The organism is Massilia genomosp. 1 (assembly GCF_011682185.1).
GTDB classification, from domain to species: Bacteria; Pseudomonadota; Gammaproteobacteria; order Burkholderiales; family Burkholderiaceae_D; genus Telluria_A; species Telluria_A rubra.
In genome coordinates this window covers 1-25,149 of the sequence record NZ_WHJF01000026.1, presented here as the reverse complement: position 1 = coordinate 25,149, position 25,149 = coordinate 1, and the positions used below count along the sequence as shown (strand labels likewise).

Here is a 25,149-nt window from a genome sequence, read left to right as displayed (position 1 = left end):
TATGAATCAATCCCTGCGCAGCATGGCCAAATGGAGCATGCTGGCCGTGCTGTTATCGAACACCGGTTGCAACGCCAAGGAGATGCCGGACGCGCGGCGTGACTATCTGCTGGCGCACGAGCATGGCTGGATCGACCTGGTGGTCAAGGCGCCGGCTACCGCGCCGGCCGCCGCGCCGGGTTTCAAGCCGGGCGAAGCATGCTCGGTGGGCTTGACGATCAACGGCGACATGCTGCTGTTCGAGAACGCCAGCCTGGCCGACGCCGGCGGCGCCGGCATGCCGGTGGGCTTTCGCTTCGTGGCGCCGGCCGGCAAGCTCGATGCCGCGCTGCACCTGCACGGCTGCGTCAAGGATGAACTGGTGCTCAAGCTGCCGCTGCAACTGACCAAGGACCATCTGGTCGAACTGGCTTTTGACGGCGTTGCGCTCACGGCGGGCGAGGCGACCCCGTTCGAACCGACTTCGCTCGAATGGGTGCGCACCGAAATGCTCAGGATGCAGGCCAACGCCCAGGCCGGCGACGCCGCCACCGGCAAGCTGACCACGCTGGCCACCGCCAGTGTGGCCCTGAACGCTTTTGGCCTGCTGGCACTGCTGGGCTATGCCTGGAGCCGGCGCCGCCGCTGATCAGTTCTCGGACGCCGCGCCGGCGCCGCCCAGCTGGGCGCAGGACTTGAAGTCGCCCGGGCCGGTGGCATCGAACTGCAGCGGCACGCCAGCCATTTCGATCTGCCGGGTGCGCGGCGCCACCAGCTTGTAATCGCCTTTTTTCAGGCGCTCGGTAAACTGCGGGCAGCGCGCCATGCTGTGCAGTCTGGCGATGACGGTCCATTTGCCCGGGGCGGATTCGGCAAACACCGCCGGCGAGGTATAGGAACCGACACCGACGAACAGCAGTTCATCCTTGCCGTCGGCGTCGAAATCGATCAGGAACACATCGCACAGTGCTTTCGCCTCGAACAGGCAATTGGGAACGTCGCCGGCGCGCTTCCAGCCCGACAGCGGAAAACCGGCCGGCAAGCGCGCCGCCGCCGGCCATACGTTCAATTGCTCGACCGGCTTGACGGTGTGCTGTTCGACGAAGCGCTCGCCGTTGTCCGGTGTTTCGAGTGCGGTTTTGGCGCGCTGCGCAACCAGCGCCGCCTGCGCGCCGGTCTTGCCTTGCGTGAGCTTGAGCAGGGCGGCGGCGCCGTAGCGCTTCGACGCCGACTTGAGGAAGTAGTAGTCGAACTTGTCGGCGCTGACGGCGCCGCGCTCGAGGCGCGCAAGCTGGCTGTTGACGGCGATCCGGTCCGGGTCGGCAAGCGGGGAGATCAGCGCCGTCAGCACGCCAATGGCGGCATACGCCGCGCCCAGGTTGACCGGCGCCACGCGGCGCAGCCACGTCCCTTTGTCGATGGCGGCTGCTAGGTAACCGAATGCGTAAAAGCTCGCCACCAGCAGCGCGGCGGCGGCGAAGATGCGGTCCGACGTCCAGCCGTGGTCGCCCACGCGCAGGGCCAGCGCATAGGTGGCGACGGCGGTCAGCGGCAGCAGCAGCACGCAGGCGATGCGCGCGCAGAGGCGCACCAGGCGCGCCACGGCCTCGCCGACCCCGCCGTTTTGCCAGGCGGCGTTGATCAGCACCACCAGCAGCGCGTCGGCGGCCAGCAGGGCCACGGTGGCGTGGCGCGTGGCCCACAGCGCATCGAGCCCGGTGAACGGCAGGCACAGCACAAAACCGCCGATCAGCAAGGTGGCCACCGGCAGCAGCCATGACATCAGCACCAGCAGCAGGTTGCGGATGCCGTGTACGATCGCGGGCCGCACATCGGTCAGGTGCAGGGCGCAGGCAAAAGCGCAGCACAGCAGTGGGGAGACGAACAGCGATGACTTCATCAGCTCCGACAAGAAGCTGATCTTGACGAGGTCGAACAGGGTCGCGCCGAGCCACATGGCCAGTTGCAGCGCGCCGGTGAAGAAGGCGGAAAACACCAGCTGGATGAAGAGCTTCCAGGCGATGTCGAAATGGGTGGCGTAGCTGGCCAGGCGGCCCCGGTCGTGGGCCGCGGCCAGCACCAGCGAGTGGCCGATGAACAGGATCAGCACGCAGAAAAAGAAGACCAGCGGCAGCATGCCCGGCCATCCCGACATCCGCTCCGTAGCGTGGAGGACAGGCGTTTCGCGCCACGCGGTGTGCCAGCCGATGCCGGCCAGCACGCTCGCCGCCAGTGCGCACCAGAGGCCGAGCAGCTTGGGGCGCAGGTGGCCGAGGCTGGAAATAGCCAGCACCGGCACCAGCGCGCCGATCAGCAGCGCCAAGGGGCGAATGTGCGGGGAGAACAGATCGCCCTCCTGGAACAGCAGGTAGAGGAACAAGCCCTGCAGCACGCCGATGGCGGCGCGCGCCAGGCCGACAGATTGCGAGGTTTCCGGGATGGCAACGGCAGGGGAGGTCGACATGATGGCTTGAGCGTGATCGCGGGTCGGGAAAAGGCCGCGCTTACTTGTGCTTGAGCGTCCAGGCGCCTGGTGCGGCGGCGCCGGCCAGCTGGCCGCTCATGTCGAACAGGGCGGCCTGGCCGGACTGGGTGTCGCTCGATCCGCCGGCCACGCTCATGTTCAGTGTGACCACGCCGGCCTTGTCGACGCTGCCCGTCACCGCCGTCGTGCGCGCAGCTGCCTTGCACGATCCGGTGATCACGCCGGTGAAGCCGATGTTCAGGTCGCAAGCGCCGTACCAGGCGCCGAAGTTGCCGCTCCACGGGCCGGCAAATCGGATCGGATCGAGGTATTCGCGGTTGGTCGAGGCTTGTCCGTAGCTGACCAGCTCGGTCGTGCTGGAGAAGCTGACGTCGCCGGAACCTTTGGACGTGGTCGAGGTGTTGCATGCCACCATCAAGCCGGTGATGATGTCGCGCCAGCAGGTTTTTTCGACCCAGTAGTTAACATAGACGTTGGCGGTGCGCAGGTCCAGATTGGTTTCGCTGGACACGATCTTGAGCGTGGAGAAGGTGCCCGCCGGAACAGTCTTGCTTTCGATACCGACCACCTTGCCCTTGCTGGTGAGGGCGCGCGAGGTTTCTTCCTTGGAGCATGGGATGCTCATGGTGCTGGCGAAGTCGAAGCTGTCGCCGACCGCTGCGCTGTACGGCGCCTGCATGGCGGCCGGTGCGTAGGTGGCGGTGCAGGCGGCGTACGAATTGGTGGACCGCATGCCGCCCTTGCCATCGAACACCTCGATGGTTTGCGCGCCTTTTTCCTGGCTGACCGAATCGGCGTTTTCCCAGCCGCCGTCGGCGTTGACCTTGGTGATGCGCTGGGTGACGGACACTTTCCAGCCCATCGTCACATCGGTGTAGGTGGCAAAATCGCCGACGCTGCGGGCCGGCAGGGTGTACGGGCCGCCGCTTGCCAGTGGCGTGACCGGGGGAGGCATCGGGGTCGGCGGGGTCGGGATCAGGACCGGCGGCGTCGGCACCGTCGGCGTTGGAACCGGCGGCACGGCGACTGGTGGGATGACGGTCAGCGGCGGGTCGATCAGCTGCCCCGGGACGGGAATCGGCGTCAAGGGCGGCGTCGGTGTGACGGGAACCGGGGTCGGCTCGCTTGGCGCCGGCGGTACGACGGGCGTCACCGCCGGCGGTGCGACGGGGACCGTGGGAAGCGCCGGCGTTGGCGCCGGTGGCGCATCGCTGCCGCCGCCGCATGCAGTCAGGGCCGTCGCCGAAATCAATCCAAGTAGTCGCATCCGCATCGCTGTCATCCTTTTTTTGTCATTATATATATATCTTCGGTCAACTATAAAAACTAATGTTGAGTAAAGGGCATCGAGGGGTGCGATTATACATGTTGCATATGCTCAAGAATTGCCGGGAATCTTGTTTGGCTTTTTTGCAACAATATTGGCCGGAACAAGCGGTTTTTCTTCGCGCGTGTCGAAGCTGCGCCAGCCCGTTCGTCGCCGGGATGCAGCACGCTTGTTGCGATCACTTTTCACTAAGGAGACATCATGAACAAACAGATCATCTTCAACCTGCCGGTCAGGGACCTGGGCAAGTCGAAGGCATTCTTTGCGGCACTTGGCTTTGGCTTCAATCCGGCGATGAGCAGCGACAGCGCGGCGTTCATGAACATCGTGGACGGCAGCATCCACGCCATGCTGATGACCGAGGACTTCTTCGCTTCCTTTACCAACAAGCCCGTGGCACGGGCGCTGGAGGCCAACGAGGTGATCATTTGCCTGAGCTGCGAGAGCGCGCAGGAAGTCGACAGCCTGATCGCCAGGGCCGCTGCGGCCGGCGCGCGCATCCCGCACGCGCCCGAGGATCATGGCAACATGTACGACCAGGGCTTCGAGGATCTCGATGGCCACCTGTGGAACCTGGTCTGGACGGCCGCCGATGCATGAGGGGCAATGCCGGCGAAGGCCGGCCTTGCTTATTCGCCCTGCCAGAAGTCCTTGAACGTCGCATTCCTGAACTTGATGTCGGAGAAGCGGGCGCGAAACTCCTCGCCCATCGGCGACTGCGCCGAGAAGCCGACTTTGACGGTGGCCGCGCCCGGCAGGCTGAAGGCGCGCACCATGCTCCAGCTGCGACCGTCGGGCGAGGTGTAGAACACGAACATGTCCTTGCGCCGCACCACCTTGAGGTAGACCTCGCTGCCTTCGCGGGTGCCGTGGTGAGCGTCATCGCCCGCGCCCCTGGCCACCGTGGTGGAAATGCCTGGCTTGCCTGTCTTGGCCAGTTCGAACAGCAGCTTTCCCCAGGTCGCCTTGTCGCCGTACACAATCAGCGCCGCGCCGTCGAAGGGTTTGCCGAAGCCGGCCGCGGCTTTGGCGGAAAAGATAAAGTCGCCAACGGGCTGGAACAGGACGCGCGGGGTGTTGTCGGCCATCTCGCTGCCGTCGGTATTGGCGTACAGGTCGGTGCCTTTTTTGGCCACCAGTACCAGCGTCCCGGCTTGCACCTGGGCCGCGCCCGGATCGACGCGCATGTCGAGCGCAAATGGCAGTGTGGCGATGGCCGGCTTGACCTCGCCCTGGATGGGGGCGCTTGCCTGTGCTTGCAGGGCGAGCACGGCCGCCGCCAATGCGATTGTTCCAACTACCGATGCCGGACCGCTTTTCATATCGGGTTTCCCGTTGTGGTGAGGGTGGGGCGCGCTCGGCGGCGTGCCAAAGCGTGATTGGAATCGCTTCCAATTACTTTTTCGAAGGTAACATGCTCGCTTCCGCCTTGTCAATATGTGCCTTCGGCCGCCGTCGGGGATACACTGCTGCCGTGTTTCTTTCATTCCATCATCGACAGGCCAGCATGTATATCAGCGAACTCGGGCGCCGGACCAAGGCCTCGCCCAAGGCAATCCGGCTTTATGAATCCCTGGGATTATTGGGCAAGGTGGGCCGCAAGGGGACTTACCGGGTCTATTCCGAGCAGCACCTGCAGCAGGTCCGGTTGATCCGCCAGGTGCAGGCGCTCGGTTTCAAGCTGGCCGAGATGGGGCCGCTCCTGGTCGCGGTGCAGGGTACGCCCGACTGGGCGCGGCTTCTGGTGCTCGTGGAGCAGCGCCGCGCACAGGTAGCCGCCGAGGTGGCGCGTTTGCAAGAGCTTGAACGCGCGCTGGGCGAGGTCGGCGCCGAGATCGGCGCCTGCCTGGCCGCGCCGCTGCCGTCGACCCTGGCCGATTGCGTCGACAGGCTGCCAGGCCCTTGACTCTGCCCCATGGGACAAGCTGCATACTTCCTGAAATTCATTTTTCAGGAGCATGATATGGGCGGCAAGACAGGGGCAAAACGGGTTCTGGTGATCGCTGCGCACGCGTCGGACGGCACCTTTGGCAGTGCCCTGGCGCAGGCATACGCGCAAGCGGCAAGGCAGGCCGGGCACGAGGTCCGGGTGCTGGCCCTGGACCAGATCGCCTTCGATCCGATCCTGCATCATGGCTACAAGGTGGTGCAGGAACTGGAGCCCGATCTGAAAAAAGCGCAGGAGTCGATAAGCTGGGCCAATCACCTGGTGTTCGCATTTCCGGTCTGGTGGGGCGGCATTCCGGCGCTGCTCAAGGGTTTTCTGGACCGGGTCATGCTGCCCGGCTTTGCCTTCAAATACCAGAAGGGCAAAGCCTTTCCGGCCAAGCTGCTTGGCGGGCGCAGCGCGCATCTGTTGGTGACGATGGATACGCCGCCGTGGTATTACCGGCTGGTGTACCGCGCGCCGGCGATTCGCCAGATGAAAACGACCACGCTGGCGTTTTGCGGCATTACGCCGGTAACAACCCTGAGTTGCGGCCCGATTCTCGATTCCACGCTTGACAAACGCAGCGCCTGGCTGGATCGGGCACGCGCCCTGGCCGGCACACTTTAAGCCCGCCGTTTTCCCTGCTTGCCGCTGGCAAAATACAGCGCCAGTCCGGCCAGCGCGGCCGGCAGCCATACCCACAGCAGTTCGGAGACGATCACCACCATGCCGCGCCCGCTGAGGAAGGTCTTGATGGTCAGCGGGCTGACCCGGATCACGCGCACCGGGAAGAACAGGCGCACGTCCGATACCGGCCAGGCCAGCGCCACGCCCAGCCCGCCAGTGGTGAACATGTCGAGCAGGCCGTGCGAGACGGCGCTGGCGGCGATGAACAAAAAAGCGGCAAGGCGCGACGCGCGCAACGGTCGCGCAAAGGCCGCCGCCAGCAATCCCAGCACAATGGCGAACGCCAGCGAATGCGATGCGCCCCGGTGGCCAAGTTCGTTCGCGTAGGGAATGCCCATGTGCAAACCGGCGACATCGACATCCGGCACGATCGATGCCACGATGCCGGCCGCCAGCAAGCGGCCCGGAATCCGGCGCGATCCGAGCGCCAGGCCGATTGCGAGGGGAACGGCGGGGTGCGAAAAAATGGTCGGCATGGGAATCATCGGGAGTGTTGTCGATATTGACGGGCAAGATGATAACGCGGCGCCGTGTTATCGGGAGTGCTTGTCAGATAAATCTTTATGGCAATTTGTTATCGCTTTTGCGATATACTTCGATGGCGTTGCCATGGCGGGGAAGCCACCGGATAAAGCAGCGGTCCTGGCTCGTGAGCCCAGGCTGGCGCGACGGCGTTACCGTTCGCGTACCGCATTATCCGGCCTTTCTCAGGTTCGATTCCTGATGACGCAGCCGGTAGTTTTTTCCGGACTCACCATCCGGTTCGTGCGGGCTAAACTCTCGCAACACTTAAGCAGCATCCCTCAGGCGGCCAATTTCCGGTTGCTGCGCCGCGCGGCGTCAATCCATCGGCCCCGCATTGCGCAACGACAGCGTGCCCCGGCTTTGCATGGCAGTCACCCGGCGCCGGCCCTGCGTTTCAAACCGACGTATCAACGGTTATCCCGATCATCCTGCGCCTTGGGCTGGTCTGCATGACCCGGCGTACCCGGCCCGATTCGGCAGCGCCATCCCGATACCGTCATCCGCCCGGTTGCGTGGAAGGCTGCCGCGAGGGTTTTATCGAGATACTCCATGTTCCAGCGAAAATTGATAGAAGAACGGCAGGTCGGCCTGCTCTCCACGCTAAAAGGATTCGACAAGATCCTCGGCGCGGGCAGCTACTTCCTGGCGTCCTCGAAAACCCTGCAGGTGCTCAGCCTGTCGGATTTTCCCGCCAACGTGCCCAACCTGGAATGGCTGGTCAACATGCATGGCGCCACCTTGGCGGCCCACCTCGATATCGTGCGCACCGGCGTCGATGAAGTAGCGCTGGTGATCAGCGGACAAACCCGGCATGTGGTGCCGCCCAATTCGCTGCAAGCGTTCTGGAAAAACGGCCTGCCGATCGAGGTCTTGCGCGCCAGGGCCGGCAGCGACCTGACGGTGCCGGCCGACTGGCTGGCGCGCCTGCCGATCGGGGTGTCCGTGGCGTGCATCAAACAGGTCGCGATTGGGGCGGCGTCGTTCGGCATGCTGTTCGTCGACGACATGTTCGCCGACTTCCTGGCGCCGGGCCGCCATGCCTACTTTGACGTGCTGCCAAAAACCAAGCTGGTGACCTCGCTGCAAGCGCAGGTGCTCGAAGCGAAAGACGTGGTCAGGTCGATTCTGGGCAGCGGCCATGCGGCTATCGGCGCACACCTGTTTCCGGTCGAAACGGGCGGCAAGCAACTGGCGCTCTGGTGGGATAAAAACCAGCTGGTGCATGTGTCGGGGCCGGCCAGGCAAGCGCTGGCCAGCAGGCAGTTGCGCGCCGAATTGATCGAGCTCGATGGCGCGCCCTTGCCGGTGCCGGCCCATATCGTCGCGGCCATGCGCGCCAATGCGGCGGTGGGCGCCTTGCTGCAGCCGTATCTGACGACGTGCGAGGTGCCATCGGAACATGTCGGCATGTTCCATGTGGACGGCGTGTTCGAGGCGACCCTGAAGCCTGGTTTTTATGCTTACTGGCACGGCGGCAAGCGCCTGGCCATGACGGCTATCGATACGCGCCTGATCGTGATCGAAGTCACGGGGCAGGAAATGCTTACGCAAGACAAGGTGCAATTGCGCGTGAATGTCACGGCGGGCTATCAGATTACCGATGCGCAGCTGGTCACGTCCAAGCTGAACGACTACAAGGATTTCATTTACAAGGAAATCCAGTTCGCCCTGCGCGCCGCGATCGGCAGCCGCACCCTGGACGGTTTGCTCGAGAACAAAAACGACACCGACGAGCAGATTCTCGGCTACATGCAGAAAAAGGCCGCCGTGCTGGGCATCGCGATGATTTCGCTCGGCATCAAGGACTTGATACTGCCGGGTGAAATCAAGGCGATCCTGGGCAAAGTCGTGGAAGCGGAAAAGGCGGCGCAGGCCAATGTGATCCGGCGCCGCGAGGAAACCGCAGCCACCCGTTCGCTGATGAACACCGCGAAAGTCATGGAAGACAATCCGGTGGCGCTGCGTCTGAAAGAACTCGAAACCCTCGAAAAGATTACCGAGAAAATCGAGCATCTGAATGTGTACGGCGGGCTGGAAGGCTTGCTCAAGCAATTGGCGCCCTTGAAGGGCGGCGCGTAGGCATACATCCGCAGTCTCAGCGGGTGATTTTCGTCATGTCCAGTTCAATCCAGGTGGGCGCGTGGTCGCTCGGCTTGTCGCGTCCGCGCACGTCGCGGTCGACGTTGGCGGCCGCGAGCGCGCCGGCCAGCATGGGGCTGAGCAGCAGATGGTCGATGCGCAGGCCGGCGTCGCGCCCATACGCATCGCGGAAATAATCCCAGAACGTGAAAATGCGCTCGTCGGGGTGCATCGTGCGCAGCGCGTCGGTCCAGCCCTGCGCCACCAGGCGATGGAAGGCTTCCCGCGTTTCGGGGCGGAACAGGGCGTCGCTGACCCAGCGCTCGGGTTTATAGACGTCCAGCTCGGTCGGGATGGCGTTGAAGTCGCCCGCCAGCACCACCGGCGCGCCGCTGGCCAGCAGCCCTTGGGCGTGCGTGATCAGGCGTTCGAACCAGGCCAGCTTGTAATCGAACTTGGGGCCGGGGCAGGGGTTGCCGTTGGGAAGATACAGGCAGGCCACCAGCACGCCGTCAATGGCCGCTTCGAGGTAGCGGCTTTGCTCGTCGGCGTCGTCGCCCGGCAAGCCGCGCCGCACTTCCACCGGGGTCGTGCCGCGCGCCAGGATCGCCACCCCGTTCCAGCTTTTCTGGCCGATCCACAGCGCCTGGTAGCCGGCCTCGTTGAGGGCGGCTTCGGGAAACCTTTCTTGCGGCGCCTTGAGTTCCTGCAGGCAGGCGACGTCCGGTTGGGTTTCTTCCAGCCATTCCAGCAGGGCGGGTAAGCGGCTGCCGATGCCGTTGATGTTGTAGGTGGCGATGCGCATGGGAGGTCCGTCAAGTCAATGTCATGCTATTTTGACCGCAGATGCGCATCGAGCGCCGCACGTTAGCTCTCTGCCGTGCAGGCCCGGGCCAGGATCAGTCGGGCGCCCTGGCGTCTACTATCAGCACGAATAGCCTGATCGCCGGCGCCACCAACAGCGCCATATGCGATGAGCACCCGCGCCGCTCTTGCTGGCCTCATTCTCGCGAGCGCGCCCTGGCGGGCGGCATCAGCTGGCCTGCGGGCAACAGACAACGCAGCCTGTGCCAGGGCTGCGTTTTTTGTTGTAAGCGCCCGCCGCGCCGTGTAGGCAAGGCGGAAATATTTCCATAGCATGGTAAAATTTTGAGATTGCCAGGGCGATGGGCGCCAGCGGCTTTTACCTTTTCCCGGACGCACACCATGCCGATTTCTGAAGAAACTGTTACCTTTTTCAAGCGGACGGTCACGGAGTACGACCCCTCCGAGCCGGTCATCTTGTCGGACGATATTGTGTATCGTCTCTCGCTCGACTACGAGGATGAGCAGTCGATGCCGGAGCTGCTCGAAGAGTTCCTCGGCGGCATCGATAAAATCCAGCTCACCGCGCTCATCATCGGCGCGTGGAGCGACGAATCCGACGTCAGCTCGGCCTCGCTCGTCGAAAGCCTGGTCAAGCACGCCGGCGAACTGCCGAACCTGCGCGCGCTGTTCATCGGCGACATGACGTACGAAGAACGCGAAATATCGTGGATTGTGCAAAGCGACCTGACGCCGCTGCTTTGCGCTTTCCCGCAGCTGGAAGAGTTTCGCGTGCGTGGTACCGACGAGCTGGAGTTCCAACCGTTTACCCACGCGAAGCTGCGCACCTTGACCATCGAAAGCGGCGGCTTGCCGGCCAGTGTGGTCCAATCGTTGGCCGCCTCGACCATGCCGGCGCTGAGCCATCTGGAATTGTGGCTCGGTACCAAAGGTTACGGTTTTTCGGGCGATGTGGCGCTCTACCAGAACCTGGTGGCCAAACTGCGCACGCCAACCCTGGAATACCTGGGCTTGCGCAACGCTGAAATCGCCGACGAACTGGCGGCATGGCTGGCCGGCTACGAGCTGGTCGGCTGCCTGACGACGCTGGACCTGTCGCTCGGCACCCTTGGCGACGTCGGGGCCGAAGCCTTGTTCAACAGCCCGTACGTGCCTAAGCTGAAGACACTGAAGCTGGCGCATCACTACATGTCCGAAGAATGGCAGGAAAAGCTCAAATCGCTGCCGATCACGGTCGAGCTGTCCGATCCGCAAGACGACGATGACGACGGCGATCGCTACGTTGCTGTTTCCGAGTAAGGATGCGGCCGGCCGCGAACGCTTGCCCTTGGTGTTGTTGGGCGTGCGTGGCGACAAGCGGGAAACGCTGACGCAGGCGGCCCGCGCCGCGCTCGGCCTGCCGCCGGCGCTGGTACACGACTGGTGCGAATGGTTGCAACAGCCTTCCCTGCTGGCGGCCAGCCTGGCGCGGCCGTGCGTGTTCAAGATTGATTCGACGGGCGACGATGCGCGCGTGCATGCCCTGCTGACGCGGCAGGGCTGCGACGCCCTCGGGTGCGCCGTGCCGCGCTTGCCGGACAGGGGCGAAATCGCCGTCTCCGGCGAATGGTTTGCCGGCTTGTCGCTGGCGCTCGGGAGGGTGGCGGCTGAACTTGCGGCGCGGCCCCATGTCCAAGTCATGAATTCGCCGCATGAACTGCTGTTAATGACAGACAAGCTGGCTTGCCAGCGGCATTTTGCCGGGCGCGGCATTCCCATTCCGGGTTTGCTCGGTCCGATCGAGGGCTATGCGCACCTGCGCGCGGTGTTGGACGAGCACGATCTGCAACAAGTGTTCTTGAAAACGCGTTACGGATCGAGCGCGTCCGGCGTGGTGGCCTACCGGCGCAACGGGCGCGGGGCCGAGCAAGCCACCAGTTCGGCCGACCTGGTGCATGGCGAGGGCGGGGCGCGCCTGTACAACGTCAAGCGCTTGCGCACTTACAACGCGCAGGCCGACATTGCCCGCTTGATCGACTTGCTGGCGCGCCAGCAAACCTATGCCGAGGCGTGGATTCCCAAGCCGCGCCACGGCGACGGGCATTTCGACGTGCGCGTGGTGACCTTGGGCGGGCAGGCCGCGCACCGCGTGGCGCGGGTCGGCGCGCGCATGATGACCAATCTGCACCTCGACAACCAGCGCGCCGATGTGGCCAGCTTGCTGGGCGAGAAAGATCTGGCCGTGCTGGAGCGGACCGCGTGCGCCGCGGCTGCCACTTTTCCGCAAAGCCATGTGATCGGCCTCGATCTGGTCGTGCGCAAAGGGCGCGCCCATGTGCTCGAAGCGAACGCCTTCGGCGACCTGCTGCCCAAGCTGCTGTGGCAGGGCCGCGATACCTACGCGGCGCAGTTGCAAAGTTTTGTATCCCATGAAGCCTGATCCCCGTTCGATTCCCGACATGAAGCAGGTGGTCGGCAGCCACGACATCGTGTTCATCACGCTCGACACCTTGCGCTACGACGTGGCCCAGCGCTTGTACCAGGCGGGCGAATTGCCGGTGCTGGGGCCGCGCCTGCCGCCCGGCGGCTGGGAACGCCGCCACAGCCCGGCCAGCTTTACGTATGCGGCGCATCACGCGTTTTTTGCCGGCTTCTTGCCCACGCCCGACCATCCGGGCCGCCACCCACGCCTGTTCGCCACCGCGTTCCGGGGCAGCGAGACGACCTCGGCCCACACCCACGAGTTTGCGCAAGAGAGCGTGCCGGCCGGCCTGGCTGGCGCTGGTTATCGCACGATCTGCATCGGCGGGGTCGGCTTTTTCAACAAGGAAACGGCGCTCGGTTGCGTGCTGCCGGGCATGTTCCAGGAAAGCCACTGGAAACGCGCGCTCGGCGTGGACGGCCTTCATTCGACCGAGCGCCAGGTGGCGCTGGCGATCGCGCGCCTGGACGCGCTCGGCCAGCAGCGCGTATTCCTGTTCATCAACGTGGCGGCGATCCATTCGCCCAACCGTGGCTACCTGCCGGGCTGCACCAGCGACAATATCGACAGCCACGCCGCCGCCCTGCGCTATGTGGACGGGGCGCTGGCGCCCTTGTTCGCGGCCTGCGCGGCGCGCGCGCCGACCTTTGCCATCGTTTGCTCCGACCATGGTAGCGCGTATGGCGAGGAGGGCTTTCGCGGCCACCGCATCGCCCATGAAAGCGTATGGAACGTTCCATACGCCCATTTTTTTATCGACTTTGAGGGAACGACGCCATGAATCATCCCGCCACTCCCGGCACGCTCGCCCAGCGCATGCGTCACACGCCGTACCAGGCGTATTCCTATTCCTATCCGCACAAGGCGGCGTACCGCACCCTGGCCGCGCCGGCCTCGTTGGCGCAACTGTGGGCGGCGCAGGACCGCTCGGCCCTGTTCGCCTACATCCACATTCCGTTTTGCGCAATGCGCTGCGGCTTTTGCAATCTGTTCGCGATGGCGCGCCCGACGCCGGAGATGGTGGAACGTTATGTGGCGCAGGTGGTCCAACAGATGCGTGCAATCGACCAGGTGCTGGGCGAGCGCACGTTTGCCCGCTTTGCGCTTGGCGGCGGCACGCCCACGTTCTTGTCGCCGGCGCAGTTGCAAACCTTGTTCGATGGCGCGCGCGATATTCTCGGCATCGATCTGCAGACCACGCCGGCCGGCATCGAAGCCTCGCCCGAGACCGTCACGCCCGAGCGCATGGCGGTGTGCCGCGGCATGGGCATCGACCGGGTGAGCCTGGGTATCCAGAGCTTCGCGGCGGGCGAGATGCGCGCGCTGGCGCGGCCGCAGCAGAACGAGGTGGTGAGGCGGGCGATCGGCTATATCCGCGCTGCGGGTTTTCCGACGCTCAATCTCGACCTGATTTACGGCATTGGCGGGCAAACGGTGGAGAGCTTGCTGGCCTCGATCGACAGCGCCCTGGCGTTCAAGCCGGAAGAACTGTATTTGTATCCGCTGTACGTGCGCCAGCATACGGGGCTGGGCAAGATTGCCAACAGAAAGGGGGCGGCCTCATTCGATCCGATTGTGCTGAACCAGGAAGGCGACAGCCGCATGCAGCTGTACCAGGCCGCGCGCGATCATTTGCGCGCGCGCGGCTACGTGCAGGTGTCGATGCGCATGTTCCGCGCGCCGCACGCGCCGAGCGAGAGCGGGCCGTCCTACTGCTGCCAGAACGATGGCATGGTGGGGCTCGGTACCGGTGCGCGTTCGTACACGCGGGACCTGCACTATTCGACCGATTACGCGGTGGGGCGGGCCGATACCATCGGCATCATCGACAATTACCTGGCCTTGGACGCCGACAGTTTTACCCATGCGCACCACGGTTTTGCGCTGGGGCCGGACGAGCAGCGGCGCCGTTACGTGATCCAGTCGCTGTTGACCGATCCCGGGCTCGATCCGGCGGCGTACACGCAGCGCTTCGGCGGCGACTGCATGCAGGACTTGCCGCAACTGCATGAACTGGGCGCGCTCGGCTTGCTGGAAGAGGGCGCGACGATCCTGCGCCTGAACGATCGCGGCTATGGTTACGCCGATACCATCGGCCCGTGGCTGGCGTCGGACCAGGTGCGCCAGCTGATGGCCGACGGCGGCACGACATGCTGAGCATGCCGCCGGCTGCCGCGCTTGCCCAGGCGCAGCCGGCGCGGCAAGCGGAGACGCCGGGGCAGCAGTCACGGCAGCCGGTGCTCTCGCTCCTGTATCGCGGAACGCTGTCCGGATGCAATTACGATTGTGCGTATTGCCCTTTCGCCAAACGGCGCGACAGCCGGGCCAAGCTGGCGCGCGACGCGGCCGAAGTGGCGCGCTTTGTCGCCTGGGTGGGCGCGCAGGAGCGGCCCATCAGCGTGTTGTTCACGCCGTGGGGCGAAGGCATGATCCGGCGCCATTACCGCGATGCAATCACGGCCCTGTCGGGCATGGCCCATGTGCGCCAGGTGGCGATCCAGACCAATCTGTCCGGACCGCTGGCATGGCTGGAGCAGGCCGATCGACGCAAGGTGGGCTTGTGGTGTACCTACCATCCGAGCCAGGTGCGGCTGGAGCGCTTTGTCGAGCGCTGCGCGCGGCTGGCGCGCATGGGGGTGGATTTTTCGGTGGGCATCGTGGCCATGCGCGAGCATTACGAGGATATCCGCGCCTTGCGCGCCGCGTTGCCGAGCCAGCACTATCTCTGGCTCAACGCCTACGACCGGCGCGCGCCGGGGTATTATCAAGCCGAAGACCTGGCCTGGCTCGACGCCATGGACCCATGGTTCCGCTACAGCCGCAATCCCCAGATGTCACGCGGAAAAGCCTGCCGCGCCGGTTCGGAAGCGCTGTCGGTCGATGGCGATGGCGAGGTACAGCGCTGCCATTTCTTGCCGCAGCGCCTGGGGAACCTGTACCAGGATAGCCTGGAAAACATGCTCGTCGAGAAGCCGTGCAGCCGCCTGCGCACATGCGACTGCTATATTGGCTACGCGCACCGGCAGGACTTGCCGTTCTATGAAGACTTTGGCGCTGGCGTGCTGGCGCGCATTCCGCTGGGCCTGGCGCCGGCGCGGGGGTGAACGCCATGCCGCATTACATTGCTAATCCACACCGGGTTCTCGTCGAGGCTGGCGTGACCGCATGCTTTACTGCGGACCATTTTTCCTTTGAACTGATGCTGGGACCAAACGAAGCGGTGGTCAGCTTTTCCAGAAGCACCGGCAAGCAAGGTGATCGCGGGATGGTTGGCGAACAGCGTGTGCCGGCCAGCGTTGCTGCCGATTTCATCGCCAGTCTCAATGCCGTCCTGGCGCGTGAGGAAAAGAAAATCGGCGGGAGATACACCACGCAGCATTTTGCCCGGATTGCCGAAGGAGAACCGGGCAGTGCGGCGCTGCTCGATATCACCTCGACCGACATGCCCCGGGAATTTTTGGAGGACATCGTTGCCAGTACGACTGAGGAGTCCGATCTGGGCCGACGAGTCCGTACAGCGCTGCTGCAGGATTCGTTTAACCGGGCGTATGCGATGTATATGTTGGCGCAGCGCTTCGCGCATCAGTTGGGATTTGCGTAATCTCGGCAAGCCGGCGCTTCGGGAGAGGCGCCCGATGTAAGTTCGCAAGGATCGCGTTCTGTGCGCACGTACAAGATGGCTTGGATTGAACAAAGTGTCGTCTCTGGCACTTTTTGGTATTGCACCCGCAGCATGGCGGGCGCAAAATCAATTGCACTGCAATCACAAGGGAGACTGGGAATGGCGAATTTCGTGCTGGCTGGCATGCTTGCAGCGGCGGTCACGGCATCCCCGGCGCCACCGGCGACCCTGAGGGTGAGCGGCGGCAACGTTACCGGCCTGGCCATGGCGGACGGCAGCACTATCTACTACGGCATCCCCTACGCGGCCGCGCCGGTGGGCGAGCGACGCTGGAAGCCGCCGGCCGAGCGCGCTCCATGGAGCGGCGTTCTCGACGCGCGCAAGCCGGCCTCCGCTTGCGTGCAGGAGAATGTCGGCTGGAATGGCGATTTTCTTGCCGGCGCCAGCGAAGATTGCCTGACGCTCTCGATCCGCGCGCCGGCCGCCGCCGGCAAAACCAGGCTGCCGGTATTGGTCTATATCCACGGCGGCGCGAACTCCGCCGCCGGGGCGGGCAATATGGCGGAAGACGCCCTGCACAGGGAAGGCGTGCTGCTGGTGAGGATCCAATATCGGCTGGGCCTGTTCGGCTTCATGGGCCTGGATGCCTTGCGCGAGGAAAGTCCGAACAAAACGTCCGGCAACTATGCCCTGCTGGACCAGATTGCCGCGCTGAAGTGGGTCAAGGCCAATATTGCCGCTTTCGGCGGCGATCCCGGCAACATGACCATCAGCGGCAATTCCTCGGGAGCCTTCGATGCGCTGCTGCTGACCATCTCGCCGCTGGCGAAGGGTTTGTTTCAAAAAGCCATATTGCAAGCGGCGGCGCCGGGCGCGCCCATGACGGCGCAGCAGAACGAAGAGCTCGGCAAGGTGGTGCTGGAGCGGCTGAAGTTGCCGCCGGGCGCGGCCGGCCTGGCCCAGTTGCGGGCGCTGCCGGCCGATACCGTGATCAAGGCCGGACTCAAGCTGCCGGTGCGCACGGGCATCGATCAGAGTTTTTTGTGGGAGCAACAGGTCGTCGATGGTTATGTGTTGCCGTATGCCTATAGCGAAGCGTATGCCAACGGCGCCGGGCGTGGCCTCGCCATCATCATCGGCAACAATCGCCAGGAACTCGGGGCCGACCGCAAGCCGGACGTCGTCCCCGCCATGCTGGCGTCGGCATTCGGCGCGCAGGCGGGCGCCGCGCGCGCGCTCTACGGCGACGATGCGCGCCTGGGCAGCATCCCCACCCAGCTCCTGACCGATATGTGGTTTCGTTGCCCGGTCCATTGGCTGACCGGCCGCATGCTCAAGGCGACCCCGAAAGTGTGGCGTTACGAATTCGGTTTCGGCGTGCCCGGTTCAGGCCGGCCGCCCGAACACACCAGCGAGATGCACTACATCTATCACGCGGTGCCGGCGAGCGCCATCGACGCCGCCTGGCCGCCGCTGCAGCGTTACTGGGCCAATTTCATGCGCAAGGGAGATCCGAACGGCAGCGGCCTGCCGCCCTGGCCGGTCATGGGACCGCGCGCGACCTATTTGTCGGTCGCGCCGGAAGGCATCGGCACCGGAGAAGGCTTGCGCTCGGCGATCTGCGAGCTGATGTACAAGGAGCGCGATTATCCGGCCTCGCCAGTGGCACCCGGCTGACGCGTGGGGCCACTGATGCACGGGCCGGCTGCCTTATTCGAGGACGGCGCCGCTATCCTGAGGCAGCCGCTGGCGCGCCGCAACCGGGCTCGCGCCGGGGGCGTGCGCGGCAAGCAGCCGCGCACGCCTTTTGCGCACCCAGATAATCACCCCGGTCACGCTCAGCATGGCCACCACCACGCCCAGGAACGACAGCACAATCCGGCCCGGCAAGCCGGCGATGCGGCCCGAATGCAGGGGAAACTGGAGTTGCAGGAAAATATCGCCGGCACTGCCCGTGCCCGGCACGCGGTCGGCCACGAATGTGCCATCCTTGCCGTCGAAATACAGCCAGGCATTGCCCAGGCCGACATCGCCGTGATCGTTGCCCGGCTTGAAGAACCCGACACCGTACAGCCCGTAAGCGGAGGCGTAGAACACGCCGCCGACCGGTTCGGTCCAGCCGCGTTTGTTGCCTTCGGCGCGCGCCAGCGCCATCACCTGCTCGCGGCTGATGAGCGCCGGAACCGGTTTTTCCGGCGGGTTCATGGTGCGCGCGGCAAATGCATCGGTGCTGAGCGTGGACACCGTGGAGAGCAGCGGGCGCACCACGCGGTCGCTCAGGTTCATCGACACCGAGGTGATGGCCAGCACCAGCAAGAGCAGCCAGGCCCACACGCCCCCTGAGCGGTGCAGGTCGAAATTGAGCTTGGGGCCGCCTGCTTTCCAGCGAAAAGCGAAGGACTTGCGCCAGCTGCGGAAGTGTGGGAACGACAAATACAGGGCGATGAAGCAATCGAGCACCCACACGATGGCGATGATGCCCATGAGCCAGATGCCCAGTTCGATGCCCTTGACCTCGGGAATATGCATCGAATAATGCAGCTTGTACAGGAAGGGCAGCAGGTTTTCGCGCGCCAGCGAAATGTCGCCCCACTGGCGCCTGGCCTGGATCTTGCCGGTCACGGGATCGACGCCGATCTGGTTAAAGCCCAGCTCGTACGGCTTGGCAGTGGCCGGATCGATCGTTCCTTCGACCGACATCATTGAGGTGTGGCCCGGCTCGACCTCGGTCATTACGTAGCCGATGCGCACGCGCGGGTCGGCCGCTTCGATCGCCCGCGCCAGTTCGGCGCCGGGGATCTGGCGCTGGGCCGCCTGGCCGCTGTGGGCATGGAACAGGTCGGGATTGAGGGCCGCGTCCAGCTCGTGATCGAAGGAGATCAGGGCGCCCGTTGCACCGGAAATGAACAGGAAGATCGCCACGCCGAGTCCGAACCAGCGGTGCAAAATGACCAGTGCGGGGCGCATCTCAGTATGTCCAGTCGAGGGTAGCGCTGGCGCTGCGTGGCGCCGCGTAGTAGGCCTGGTTCCAGTACAGCGAGCTCAGGTACTTTTTGTCCGTCACGTTGTTCAGGTTCAGGGCCAGGGTCATGTTGCGGTTGACTTCGTAGCGCGCCATCAGGCCCAGGGTGGCGTAGCTGTCCTGGCGCGTGACGATGCCCGGTTCCTGCTCGCGCTCGATATCGCTCTGCCAGTTCAGGTTGGCGCCGATCTTGAGCTGGGGCACGGCCGGCAGGCGGTAGGTGCTCGACATGCGCAGCAGGCGGCGCGGCACGTAGGTCTTGCTCTTCTTGCCCTCGCCATCTTCCACTTTCAGGTGGGTGTAGCCGACGCTGGCCAGCCAGCCCTTGGCCAGTTCGCCCGTCACTTCCAGCTCGGCGCCGGTCGATTCGGCATTGATGCCGCGATAGTAGGCCTTGGCGCCAGTCATCCTGACCTGCTCGGCGGTATTGTCCTGGCGTGCGCGGAAGAGGGCGCCGGAGTAGCTGGCCTTGCCATCGAACAGCTCGCCCTTGAAGCCGGCCTCGGCGCTGCTGCCCATGATCGGCTCGAGGGCGGCGCCGTTGATGTCCTGCTCGCTTTGCGGGCTGAAGATTCCGGTGTAACTGGTGTACAGACTCAGCTGCGGCGCCACGTCCACCACCAGGCCCACGTAGGGCGAGCTCTGGCTGGCCGATTTTTTCTTGCTGCTGCCATAAGACAGGCCGCTCGAATCGGCCTTGGTCGCGTTCAAGCCAGTCAGCAGCTTGACCTTGTCGGCCAGCGCAAAGCGCGCCGCCGCGTACACGCTCTTGCGCACGTCCTGGTAGGTGCTGCCGTCGAAGCGCGCGTCGAATTGCGGCAGCGGATAGGCGCCGGTAAAGTCGGTACTGGCGGTGAGCGGGGTGCCGATGCCGCGGCCGTAGCCGGACAGGTCGTCCAGGCGCGAGCGCGACCAGCTGGCGCCGAAAGAAAGATCGTGCTGGCGGCCAGCGAAGTTGAACTGTCCGCTCGCGCCGATGTCGAACAAGCTCTGGCGATGGTCCGAGCGGTAGGCCGACGGGTATGAAAACAAGCCTGCGCCGGTGGCCTTGTCCGGCGTGCCGTACACGTAGAACAATTTCGAGCGCGACGATTCGGTGTTGTGGCTCAAGGTGGACTTGAGCGCCCAGCCCTGGCCCAGCTGATGGTTCAGCTCAATAAAGCTGCCACTGGTCTTGCTGTCCCAGAACGACCAGTCGGCCGAGGTATTGGTGCCAGTCGGGTAGTTGGTGGGGCTGCCATCGGTGTAGTACAGGGGCAGGGCGCCCCACATGCCGCCGTTGGACTTGTTGTCTTGCCAGGTGTGGCCGATGCTGAGCAGGGTGTCCGGGCCCAGTTTGGCTTCGACGATGCCATAGGCAACGTTCTTTTTCGTTTCGTAGCGGTCGAGGTAGGAATCGCCCTGCCGGCTGGCGAGCACCACGCGGCCCTTGACGCTGCCGCTGTCGTTTAGCGGGCTCGACACGTCGGCATCGATGCGGCGCGTGTTCCACGAGCTCAAGGTCAGGCCGGCGTTGGCGGCAAAGGCGGCGCCGGGACGCTTGCGGATGAAGTTGACGGTGGCCGACGGGTTGCCGGTGGAGGCGGCCAGGCCGTTGGCGCCGCGCACGATGTCGACCCGGTCGAACAGGGCGGTATCGAGGTTGCCCATCATGTTGCCGAATACCAGCGGCGTGCCGACACCGTCGACCTGGAAATTGATGATGTCGAAACCGCGTGCAACATAATAGGTGCGTTCGGTTTCGACTTTTTCGACGCTCACGCCGGTGGTGTTGGCGAGCACGTCGTTGACGGTGTCGAGACGGAAATCGTCCATGCGCGCGCGCGTGACGACCGAGACCGATTGCGGGGTGTCGCGCAGGGTCAGGTTGAGTTTGCTCGCACTGTCGCTCTCGCGCACCTTGTAGCTGCCATGATCGTTCGCGCCGGTGATGGTGATGACCGGCAGCACGGCGGCCTCGGGGGCGTCGGGCGCCTCGTCGGCGGCGCTGGCGGCGCCAACATGGCCGAGCGCCACGGACAGGGCGAGGACCAGCGGACGCAGGCGTAGACATGGAAAGGACGAGACAGACGTGTTGATACGGCGAGGCATGCAAAAACTCCTGAGGTGAGCAAGATCGTCACTGGCTTGGAGACTGCGCCTGGCTTGCGAACGATGGGGTGCGGATGTGCTACGGATATGGTGCGCTGCCGTCAAGACAGATGCGAATGATTCTCATTTTATCAAAAATGGCAAGGTGGCGCAAACGCGCCCGCTGTTTGTTAGTTTCTCAGGTGAAATAATTGTTGTATTGTTGGCGGTTTCGATCACGGCAGCTTGGCTTGGCGGCGTTGCCGGGTTACGCTAGGACATGCCTGCAACACGCTGGCGTGGACGTGCCAGCGTGATCAATGCGGGCCAAGCGACAAGAACTGGAGGCCGACCGATGCGTTCTTCCTGGCGAATGAGGATCGTCCTGCCGGCATGCGCCATCCCGGCGGCGACATGCGACAGGCCCTGGTCGACGATGAGCGATGACGTGCGCAAGCCGGACGATTGGCCGCTGGTATGCGTTGGGAAGATCTTGTCGTCGACCCGCACCCGGCCGGCGGCGTGATGATCGAAGACGGGCCGGCATGCCCGCGCCAGGCTACGGCCGCACCCGGCGCCATGCGGTCAATAGTCGCAGCGGTAGAAATGCCCCATGATCGGCACCACGCGACCGGCGCAGTCGGAAAAGAGGGACAGGTCGCTGCTGGTCCACGCCGCGCTGTCCTTGGGCTCGGCGATGCGGCCGCTGGCGTCGTAGATCACATAGGTGGTGTTGGTGTCGATCTTGCTCCAGTCGTAGGCCAGCACCGGGCGCTTGCCGGGCGGATGGGTTACCAGCTTTCTATCGAAGCTTTGCCCTTCCGACATCAGTTGCACCACGTTCGAGGCGCGGCCGACCGTCGCTTGCAGCAATTCGGGCAGCGAGAACAGGGCCGCCAGCACGATGATATAGGTGGCCATGGAGGCCGCGCGGCGCCAGCGATGGTGCAGCAGGGCGCGTACCAGGCCGAACAGAGAACACAGGCCGCCGAACAGCGCGACCGGCAGGATCAGCATGCCCGCCAAGCCGGAAAACGGCACGACAAGGACGAATGCGAGGAGCGAGGCCCCCAGCAGCCAGATTGGCCAGCTGAAGTAGGCGTCGCGATGGTGGATGGGGCTTGCGTGTTTGCTGCCGTGCGCGATAGTTGACATGATCGTAATCTTTCGCAAGTGAACTGGCGACTTGTTTTTGGCGTCCTGGGCCAGTGGCGTGGCCTATATTGTCACTACCTTGCCGTTAGCGCAATTTGTTTTTGCTGTCGTGCTGCCCCGCCTCTATGCGGGACGGTCACGAAAATGATAGGGCAAGACATTGTGAATGCGGGTCGCCGCGACTGCGGCTTGCCCTGCGGCTACGCTTATCTGGTTCAAGCCCTGGGCCACGTCGCCGATGGCATACAGGCCCTCGACGCTGGTCTGCTGGTGGGCGTCGACTTGCAATTCCATGCAGGCCGAGGTGTGCGCACCGAGCGCCGCCGCCAGGTCGGAGCGCGCCGTTTCGCCCAGCATGGGGTAGAGCACGTCGCACTGGTAGGACTCGCCGTCTTCCGTATGCATCACCGGCGTCATGCGCTCGCTCATGGTCACCCCGCGCAAGGGCGAGGTGAAGTAGCGGATGCCGGCGCTGGTGAGGCGCTCGCGGTCGGCCGGGTCGACTAGGGCATCCTTGGTGCGTTCGAACAGCATCACGTCGGCCGAAAAGGTGCGCATGAACAGGGCGTGGCCGACCGGGTTGGTGGCGGACGTGACCACGGCAATTTTCTGGTCGAGCACATCGAAGCCATCGCACACCGGGCACAGCCTGACAGCGCCGCACGCCACCGCCTCGAGGAAGTTCTCGATTGGCATGCCGGTGTCGGCGATGCCGGTCGCCAGCAGCACCGTGCGGGCGCGGATTTCGCCGCCGTCGTACGCGGCCACGAAGCAGCCGTCTTCGCGGATCAGGCGGGTAACTTCGCCCTCGATCACGTCGCCCTCGTAGCGCTTGAGCTGTGTACGCAGTTTATCGAGCAATTCCTGGCCATGGATGCCGTCCGGGAAGCCCGGATAATTATGCGTGACGGGAATCCAGCCCAGCCGGCTGTTGCCTTTGTCGACCAGGATGATGTTGCGGCGAAAGCGGCGCAGGTAAATCGCCGCCGTCAGCCCGCCGGGGCCGCCGCCAATGATCAGGGTGTCGTGGATGACGGGGGAGGGGATGTAGGGAATCATGGGCGCATTATCGAAAATGCCCGCACAAACCGGCATCGGTGCGACTCCCGCTGATGGGTAAGACAGGGCTTACATCATCGCTTGCGCTCAGCGAATGGTTCGCCCGTGCAGCCGCCTTTAACACGCGGCGCACAAAGGGGCGCCCTGGTGGAAGCGCTAAAAGAAACGAAACCGTATGCACGCGCTTGGCGTCTGTGATGACGAAGGCGATGCTGACGGACGCGTAGCCTCAAAGACAGGGCGCTTTATCGTTGTGACGGTCTGTGGCGCGACGGCGTTGAAGGTGCATCTTGCCTTGTGTACCGGGCTGTGGGCAAGGTTGACATATCGGTGGGGGGCCTTGAAGGAGCTACGCCGTGGGGAAGAACAGTGATGCCAAGTCCTTCATAGAGCTTATCCCAGTTTCCCTCCGGCGGCCATCCTGAAAATGTTGACTCCAGCTTGCCATCTCGGAAAAACAAAAAAAGCGGTGAAACCCACTGGAAAACTTCCGGCCATTCCTCACGGCTATGCGCCAAGACAAGCGGAAGCAGCGGGTGCATTTGGTTCCAATTAGCATACTTGTTGTAATTGAAGTTAAAGTCCTGCATCGCCATCACCGTAACTCGCCGACGTAACAAGGGGACGAGCGTGGAATTGCCCTCAATCTCCGACACAGCTTTGATTGCGAATGGGCAGTAAGGCGAGAGCACAATCACAAGGTGCTGTCCCGTTTTCAAATCAAGGTCAAGCCGCGTTAAACTGCGACGCCCCTTCAAAACCCAGCCCGTGCGCGGCGCAGAGGGACTTGCCAGGTCATTTATTTTCATTGTGTGACGTTGTGAGTAGTTTCGACCGTACCGTTCCAAGAGAGAATTTGCTTTTTTGAATTCGCGGAGGGAGTAATACATTTGCAACATCTTCATGGATTGTTCAGATGTTGCTTTGCGTATGGAAATCAATCCGTCAAACATCTTTTCAAGGAAGGGTAATTTTGATTTGTCAAGCGTATAGAACATCATGTATTGCGTTGCTTCGAAAAAATCGGCCAGTTCGTCATCGGGTATAGCCGCCGCGTCTGTATCGAAATCCTTGATGTACTCAGCGTTTACCAGTTTAGCCCGTTCCGCAGTCGATTTGCCATTTGTTGCAATCGTATCGGTTTTCGCAATAAATTCGTGTAGTCGCTGTGATGTCGTGACACTTGCAGAACCCATCGAACAACATCCGACCAGCAATAGCGCGGTAAAAATTTTTGGCCAACTTAAAATTTGCATAATTGCACCTTAATTGAGAAAGAGAAAGCAGCCTACATCTTTAAAATTGATTTATCCCGACTCTAGCGTTTGTCAGCAAACGTCCTAGTTAAATGGGGAAAACATTATTGAATGGCCACCTTCACGCTCAACGCTGCCTTGCTTGAGCAGTGAGTTCGCGCTTTCTAGTTCAGCTCTCGACAGCTGTGAATGTACGTATCCGACACGGTATCGATTTTCCGCGCTCCCCGAATGGCCCCACGCTTGAACAATCGCATATGCACCGGGGGCGTCTTGTCGTCCAAAGGTGCCGCTGAGGTAACTGTGCGCAAGCCAGGCCATGGCACTTTCTGACCCAGAGCGCGCCGCATCAAGACCGTGCTGTTCGGCGATGGTCATCAGGCTAGAACGTTCTTGTTCAGAACCAGTTCGAAGAATCGTCATAATCGAAGCAACAGTAGGAGCATTTTTAGAAATCAATAATTTCGCCGCAGTTGAACCTGCTTTTGCTGCTGGGATGAGTATATCTGTCGGCTTACGTAAGAGAGCCAATTGCAAAATGATTTTTCCGAACTGGCCGACATCAGGAGAGCACGATTTTTCATCGCTTTTTCGTGATATCGGAGGAAATCTGATCGGTTACGGCGGCGGAATCATGGCTAATCTCATTTTTAAGGCGTGGGGATGC

General features: G+C 63.3%; 24 protein-coding genes. 13 read left to right on the top strand and 11 right to left on the bottom strand.

The genetic code is table 11. The annotated features are described in order from the left end of the window. Window position 1 precedes the first annotated feature (1 nt). Complete coding sequence (locus F1735_RS12140) at window positions 2-628, top strand: hypothetical protein (RefSeq protein WP_167237169.1); 627 nt, start codon at window positions 2-4, stop codon at window positions 626-628. Here the strand turns inward: F1735_RS12140 and F1735_RS12135 are convergent, their stop codons facing one another. Together F1735_RS12135 and F1735_RS12130 are read right to left on the bottom strand one after the other, a co-directional pair. Further along, window positions 629-2,443, bottom strand: a complete 1,815-nt coding sequence (locus F1735_RS12135) for a DUF4153 domain-containing protein (RefSeq protein WP_167237168.1) — start codon at window positions 2,441-2,443, stop codon at window positions 629-631. Window positions 2,444-2,483: 40 nt separating this feature from the next. Then, window positions 2,484-3,737, bottom strand: a complete 1,254-nt coding sequence (locus F1735_RS12130; protein ID WP_167237167.1) for a hypothetical protein — start codon at window positions 3,735-3,737, stop codon at window positions 2,484-2,486. A gap of 255 nt (window positions 3,738-3,992) precedes the next feature. Here F1735_RS12130 and F1735_RS12125 point away from each other — a divergent pair, with 255 nt between their 5' ends. Further along, the gene (locus F1735_RS12125; RefSeq protein ID WP_187364225.1) at window positions 3,993-4,391 is read left to right on the top strand and encodes a VOC family protein; all 399 of its coding nucleotides are present in this window, start codon (window positions 3,993-3,995) and stop codon (window positions 4,389-4,391) included. A 29-nt stretch (window positions 4,392-4,420) separates the two neighbouring features. On the opposite strand, the gene F1735_RS12120 is transcribed toward F1735_RS12125, so the two are convergent. Then, window positions 4,421-5,113: a DUF1349 domain-containing protein gene (locus F1735_RS12120; protein ID WP_167237166.1), complete on the bottom strand. Its 693-nt coding sequence runs from the start codon at window positions 5,111-5,113 to the stop codon at window positions 4,421-4,423. Between the two features lie 185 nt (window positions 5,114-5,298). Here F1735_RS12120 and F1735_RS12115 point away from each other — a divergent pair, with 185 nt between their 5' ends. Together F1735_RS12115 and F1735_RS12110 are read left to right on the top strand one after the other, a co-directional pair. Next, a complete protein-coding gene (locus F1735_RS12115) occupies window positions 5,299-5,697 on the top strand; it encodes a MerR family transcriptional regulator (protein ID WP_167237165.1) in 399 nt (132 codons plus the stop codon). 57 nt (window positions 5,698-5,754) lie between these two features. Further along, entirely contained in the window at window positions 5,755-6,348 is a 594-nt protein-coding gene (locus F1735_RS12110) for an NAD(P)H-dependent oxidoreductase (RefSeq protein WP_167237164.1), read from the top strand. Here F1735_RS12110 and F1735_RS12105 read toward each other — a convergent pair. After that, window positions 6,345-6,884: a metal-dependent hydrolase gene (locus F1735_RS12105; protein ID WP_167237163.1), complete on the bottom strand. Its 540-nt coding sequence runs from the start codon at window positions 6,882-6,884 to the stop codon at window positions 6,345-6,347. The two genes, F1735_RS12110 and F1735_RS12105, sit on opposite strands and share 4 nt — an antisense overlap. A gap of 598 nt (window positions 6,885-7,482) precedes the next feature. Between F1735_RS12105 and F1735_RS12100 the strand changes: the two genes are divergently transcribed. After that, entirely contained in the window at window positions 7,483-9,012 is a 1,530-nt protein-coding gene (locus F1735_RS12100; RefSeq protein WP_167237162.1) for a slipin family protein, read from the top strand. A 16-nt stretch (window positions 9,013-9,028) separates the two neighbouring features. On the opposite strand, the gene xth is transcribed toward F1735_RS12100, so the two are convergent. Next, window positions 9,029-9,817 carry an exodeoxyribonuclease III gene (xth, locus tag F1735_RS12095; protein WP_167237161.1) on the bottom strand — a complete coding sequence of 263 codons (789 nt, stop codon included), beginning with the start codon at window positions 9,815-9,817 and terminating at the stop codon, window positions 9,029-9,031. A 401-nt stretch (window positions 9,818-10,218) separates the two neighbouring features. Here xth and F1735_RS12090 point away from each other — a divergent pair, with 401 nt between their 5' ends. From F1735_RS12090 to F1735_RS12060, 7 genes are all read left to right on the top strand, one after another. Further along, a complete protein-coding gene (locus F1735_RS12090) occupies window positions 10,219-11,136 on the top strand; it encodes an STM4015 family protein (RefSeq protein WP_167237160.1) in 918 nt (305 codons plus the stop codon). Continuing rightward, complete coding sequence (locus F1735_RS12085) at window positions 11,099-12,256, top strand: STM4014 family protein (RefSeq protein WP_167237159.1); 1,158 nt, start codon at window positions 11,099-11,101, stop codon at window positions 12,254-12,256. The genes F1735_RS12090 and F1735_RS12085 overlap by 38 nt, the downstream gene beginning before the upstream one ends. Further along, the gene (locus tag F1735_RS12080; protein WP_222852980.1) at window positions 12,246-13,079 is read left to right on the top strand and encodes an STM4013/SEN3800 family hydrolase; all 834 of its coding nucleotides are present in this window, start codon (window positions 12,246-12,248) and stop codon (window positions 13,077-13,079) included. The genes F1735_RS12085 and F1735_RS12080 overlap by 11 nt, the downstream gene beginning before the upstream one ends. Continuing rightward, window positions 13,076-14,455: an STM4012 family radical SAM protein gene (locus tag F1735_RS12075; RefSeq protein ID WP_167237158.1), complete on the top strand. Its 1,380-nt coding sequence runs from the start codon at window positions 13,076-13,078 to the stop codon at window positions 14,453-14,455. The genes F1735_RS12080 and F1735_RS12075 overlap by 4 nt, the downstream gene beginning before the upstream one ends. Next, complete coding sequence (locus tag F1735_RS12070) at window positions 14,449-15,402, top strand: STM4011 family radical SAM protein (RefSeq protein ID WP_229505730.1); 954 nt, start codon at window positions 14,449-14,451, stop codon at window positions 15,400-15,402. The genes F1735_RS12075 and F1735_RS12070 overlap by 7 nt, the downstream gene beginning before the upstream one ends. Continuing rightward, on the top strand, window positions 15,399-15,899 hold the full coding sequence (locus F1735_RS12065) for a hypothetical protein (protein WP_167237157.1): 501 nt from the start codon (window positions 15,399-15,401) through the stop codon (window positions 15,897-15,899). The genes F1735_RS12070 and F1735_RS12065 overlap by 4 nt, the downstream gene beginning before the upstream one ends. Window positions 15,900-16,079: 180 nt before the next feature. Then, the gene (locus F1735_RS12060; protein WP_167237156.1) at window positions 16,080-17,597 is read left to right on the top strand and encodes a carboxylesterase/lipase family protein; all 1,518 of its coding nucleotides are present in this window, start codon (window positions 16,080-16,082) and stop codon (window positions 17,595-17,597) included. 33 nt (window positions 17,598-17,630) lie between these two features. Here the strand turns inward: F1735_RS12060 and F1735_RS12055 are convergent, their stop codons facing one another. From F1735_RS12055 to F1735_RS12030, 6 genes are all read right to left on the bottom strand, one after another. Continuing rightward, complete coding sequence (locus tag F1735_RS12055) at window positions 17,631-18,887, bottom strand: PepSY-associated TM helix domain-containing protein (protein WP_167237155.1); 1,257 nt, start codon at window positions 18,885-18,887, stop codon at window positions 17,631-17,633. Window position 18,888: 1 nt separating this feature from the next. Next, window positions 18,889-21,033, bottom strand: coding sequence for a TonB-dependent siderophore receptor (locus F1735_RS12050; RefSeq protein WP_167237154.1), 2,145 nt, complete (start codon window positions 21,031-21,033; stop codon window positions 18,889-18,891). 252 nt (window positions 21,034-21,285) lie between these two features. Beyond that, window positions 21,286-21,522: a hypothetical protein gene (locus F1735_RS12045; RefSeq protein WP_167237153.1), complete on the bottom strand. Its 237-nt coding sequence runs from the start codon at window positions 21,520-21,522 to the stop codon at window positions 21,286-21,288. A 75-nt stretch (window positions 21,523-21,597) separates the two neighbouring features. Continuing rightward, window positions 21,598-22,167 carry a hypothetical protein gene (locus F1735_RS12040; protein ID WP_167237152.1) on the bottom strand — a complete coding sequence of 190 codons (570 nt, stop codon included), beginning with the start codon at window positions 22,165-22,167 and terminating at the stop codon, window positions 21,598-21,600. A gap of 123 nt (window positions 22,168-22,290) precedes the next feature. Next, window positions 22,291-23,226 (bottom strand): NAD(P)/FAD-dependent oxidoreductase, encoded by a 936-nt coding sequence (locus tag F1735_RS12035; protein ID WP_167237151.1) that lies wholly within the window; start codon window positions 23,224-23,226, stop codon window positions 22,291-22,293. Between the two features lie 245 nt (window positions 23,227-23,471). Then, window positions 23,472-24,482 carry a hypothetical protein gene (locus tag F1735_RS12030; RefSeq protein WP_167237150.1) on the bottom strand — a complete coding sequence of 337 codons (1,011 nt, stop codon included), beginning with the start codon at window positions 24,480-24,482 and terminating at the stop codon, window positions 23,472-23,474. A gap of 319 nt (window positions 24,483-24,801) precedes the next feature. On the opposite strand from F1735_RS12030, the gene F1735_RS35675 reads away from it, so the two are divergent. Next, on the top strand, window positions 24,802-25,149 hold a 348-nt coding region (locus tag F1735_RS35675), incomplete at its 3' end, for a hypothetical protein (protein ID WP_222852979.1).

Excerpts from the sequence above, each read along its gene's own strand:
- xth (WP_167237161.1), bottom strand. The coding sequence starts at position 9,817 with ATGCGCATCGCCACCTACAACATCAACGGCATCGGCAGCCGCTTACCC.
- F1735_RS12135 (WP_167237168.1), bottom strand. The coding sequence starts at position 2,443 with ATGTCGACCTCCCCTGCCGTTGCCATCCCGGAAACCTCGCAATCTGTC.
- F1735_RS12115 (WP_167237165.1), top strand. The coding sequence starts at position 5,299 with ATGTATATCAGCGAACTCGGGCGCCGGACCAAGGCCTCGCCCAAGGCA.
- F1735_RS12030 (WP_167237150.1), bottom strand. The coding sequence starts at position 24,482 with ATGCAAATTTTAAGTTGGCCAAAAATTTTTACCGCGCTATTGCTGGTC.
- F1735_RS12050 (WP_167237154.1), bottom strand. The coding sequence starts at position 21,033 with ATGCCTCGCCGTATCAACACGTCTGTCTCGTCCTTTCCATGTCTACGC.
- F1735_RS12130 (WP_167237167.1), bottom strand. The coding sequence starts at position 3,737 with ATGCGGATGCGACTACTTGGATTGATTTCGGCGACGGCCCTGACTGCA.
- F1735_RS12075 (WP_167237158.1), top strand. The coding sequence starts at position 13,076 with ATGAATCATCCCGCCACTCCCGGCACGCTCGCCCAGCGCATGCGTCAC.
- F1735_RS12125 (WP_187364225.1), top strand. The coding sequence starts at position 3,993 with ATGAACAAACAGATCATCTTCAACCTGCCGGTCAGGGACCTGGGCAAG.
- F1735_RS12080 (WP_222852980.1), top strand. The coding sequence starts at position 12,246 with ATGAAGCCTGATCCCCGTTCGATTCCCGACATGAAGCAGGTGGTCGGC.
- F1735_RS12140 (WP_167237169.1), top strand. The coding sequence starts at position 2 with ATGAATCAATCCCTGCGCAGCATGGCCAAATGGAGCATGCTGGCCGTG.
- F1735_RS12055 (WP_167237155.1), bottom strand. The coding sequence starts at position 18,887 with ATGCGCCCCGCACTGGTCATTTTGCACCGCTGGTTCGGACTCGGCGTG.
- F1735_RS12085 (WP_167237159.1), top strand. The coding sequence starts at position 11,099 with ATGACGACGGCGATCGCTACGTTGCTGTTTCCGAGTAAGGATGCGGCC.
- F1735_RS12070 (WP_229505730.1), top strand. The coding sequence starts at position 14,449 with ATGCTGAGCATGCCGCCGGCTGCCGCGCTTGCCCAGGCGCAGCCGGCG.
- F1735_RS12120 (WP_167237166.1), bottom strand. The coding sequence starts at position 5,113 with ATGAAAAGCGGTCCGGCATCGGTAGTTGGAACAATCGCATTGGCGGCG.
- F1735_RS12110 (WP_167237164.1), top strand. The coding sequence starts at position 5,755 with ATGGGCGGCAAGACAGGGGCAAAACGGGTTCTGGTGATCGCTGCGCAC.
- F1735_RS12060 (WP_167237156.1), top strand. The coding sequence starts at position 16,080 with ATGGCGAATTTCGTGCTGGCTGGCATGCTTGCAGCGGCGGTCACGGCA.
- F1735_RS12090 (WP_167237160.1), top strand. The coding sequence starts at position 10,219 with ATGCCGATTTCTGAAGAAACTGTTACCTTTTTCAAGCGGACGGTCACG.
- F1735_RS12100 (WP_167237162.1), top strand. The coding sequence starts at position 7,483 with ATGTTCCAGCGAAAATTGATAGAAGAACGGCAGGTCGGCCTGCTCTCC.
- F1735_RS12105 (WP_167237163.1), bottom strand. The coding sequence starts at position 6,884 with ATGCCGACCATTTTTTCGCACCCCGCCGTTCCCCTCGCAATCGGCCTG.
- F1735_RS12035 (WP_167237151.1), bottom strand. The coding sequence starts at position 23,226 with ATGATTCCCTACATCCCCTCCCCCGTCATCCACGACACCCTGATCATT.
- F1735_RS12040 (WP_167237152.1), bottom strand. The coding sequence starts at position 22,167 with ATGTCAACTATCGCGCACGGCAGCAAACACGCAAGCCCCATCCACCAT.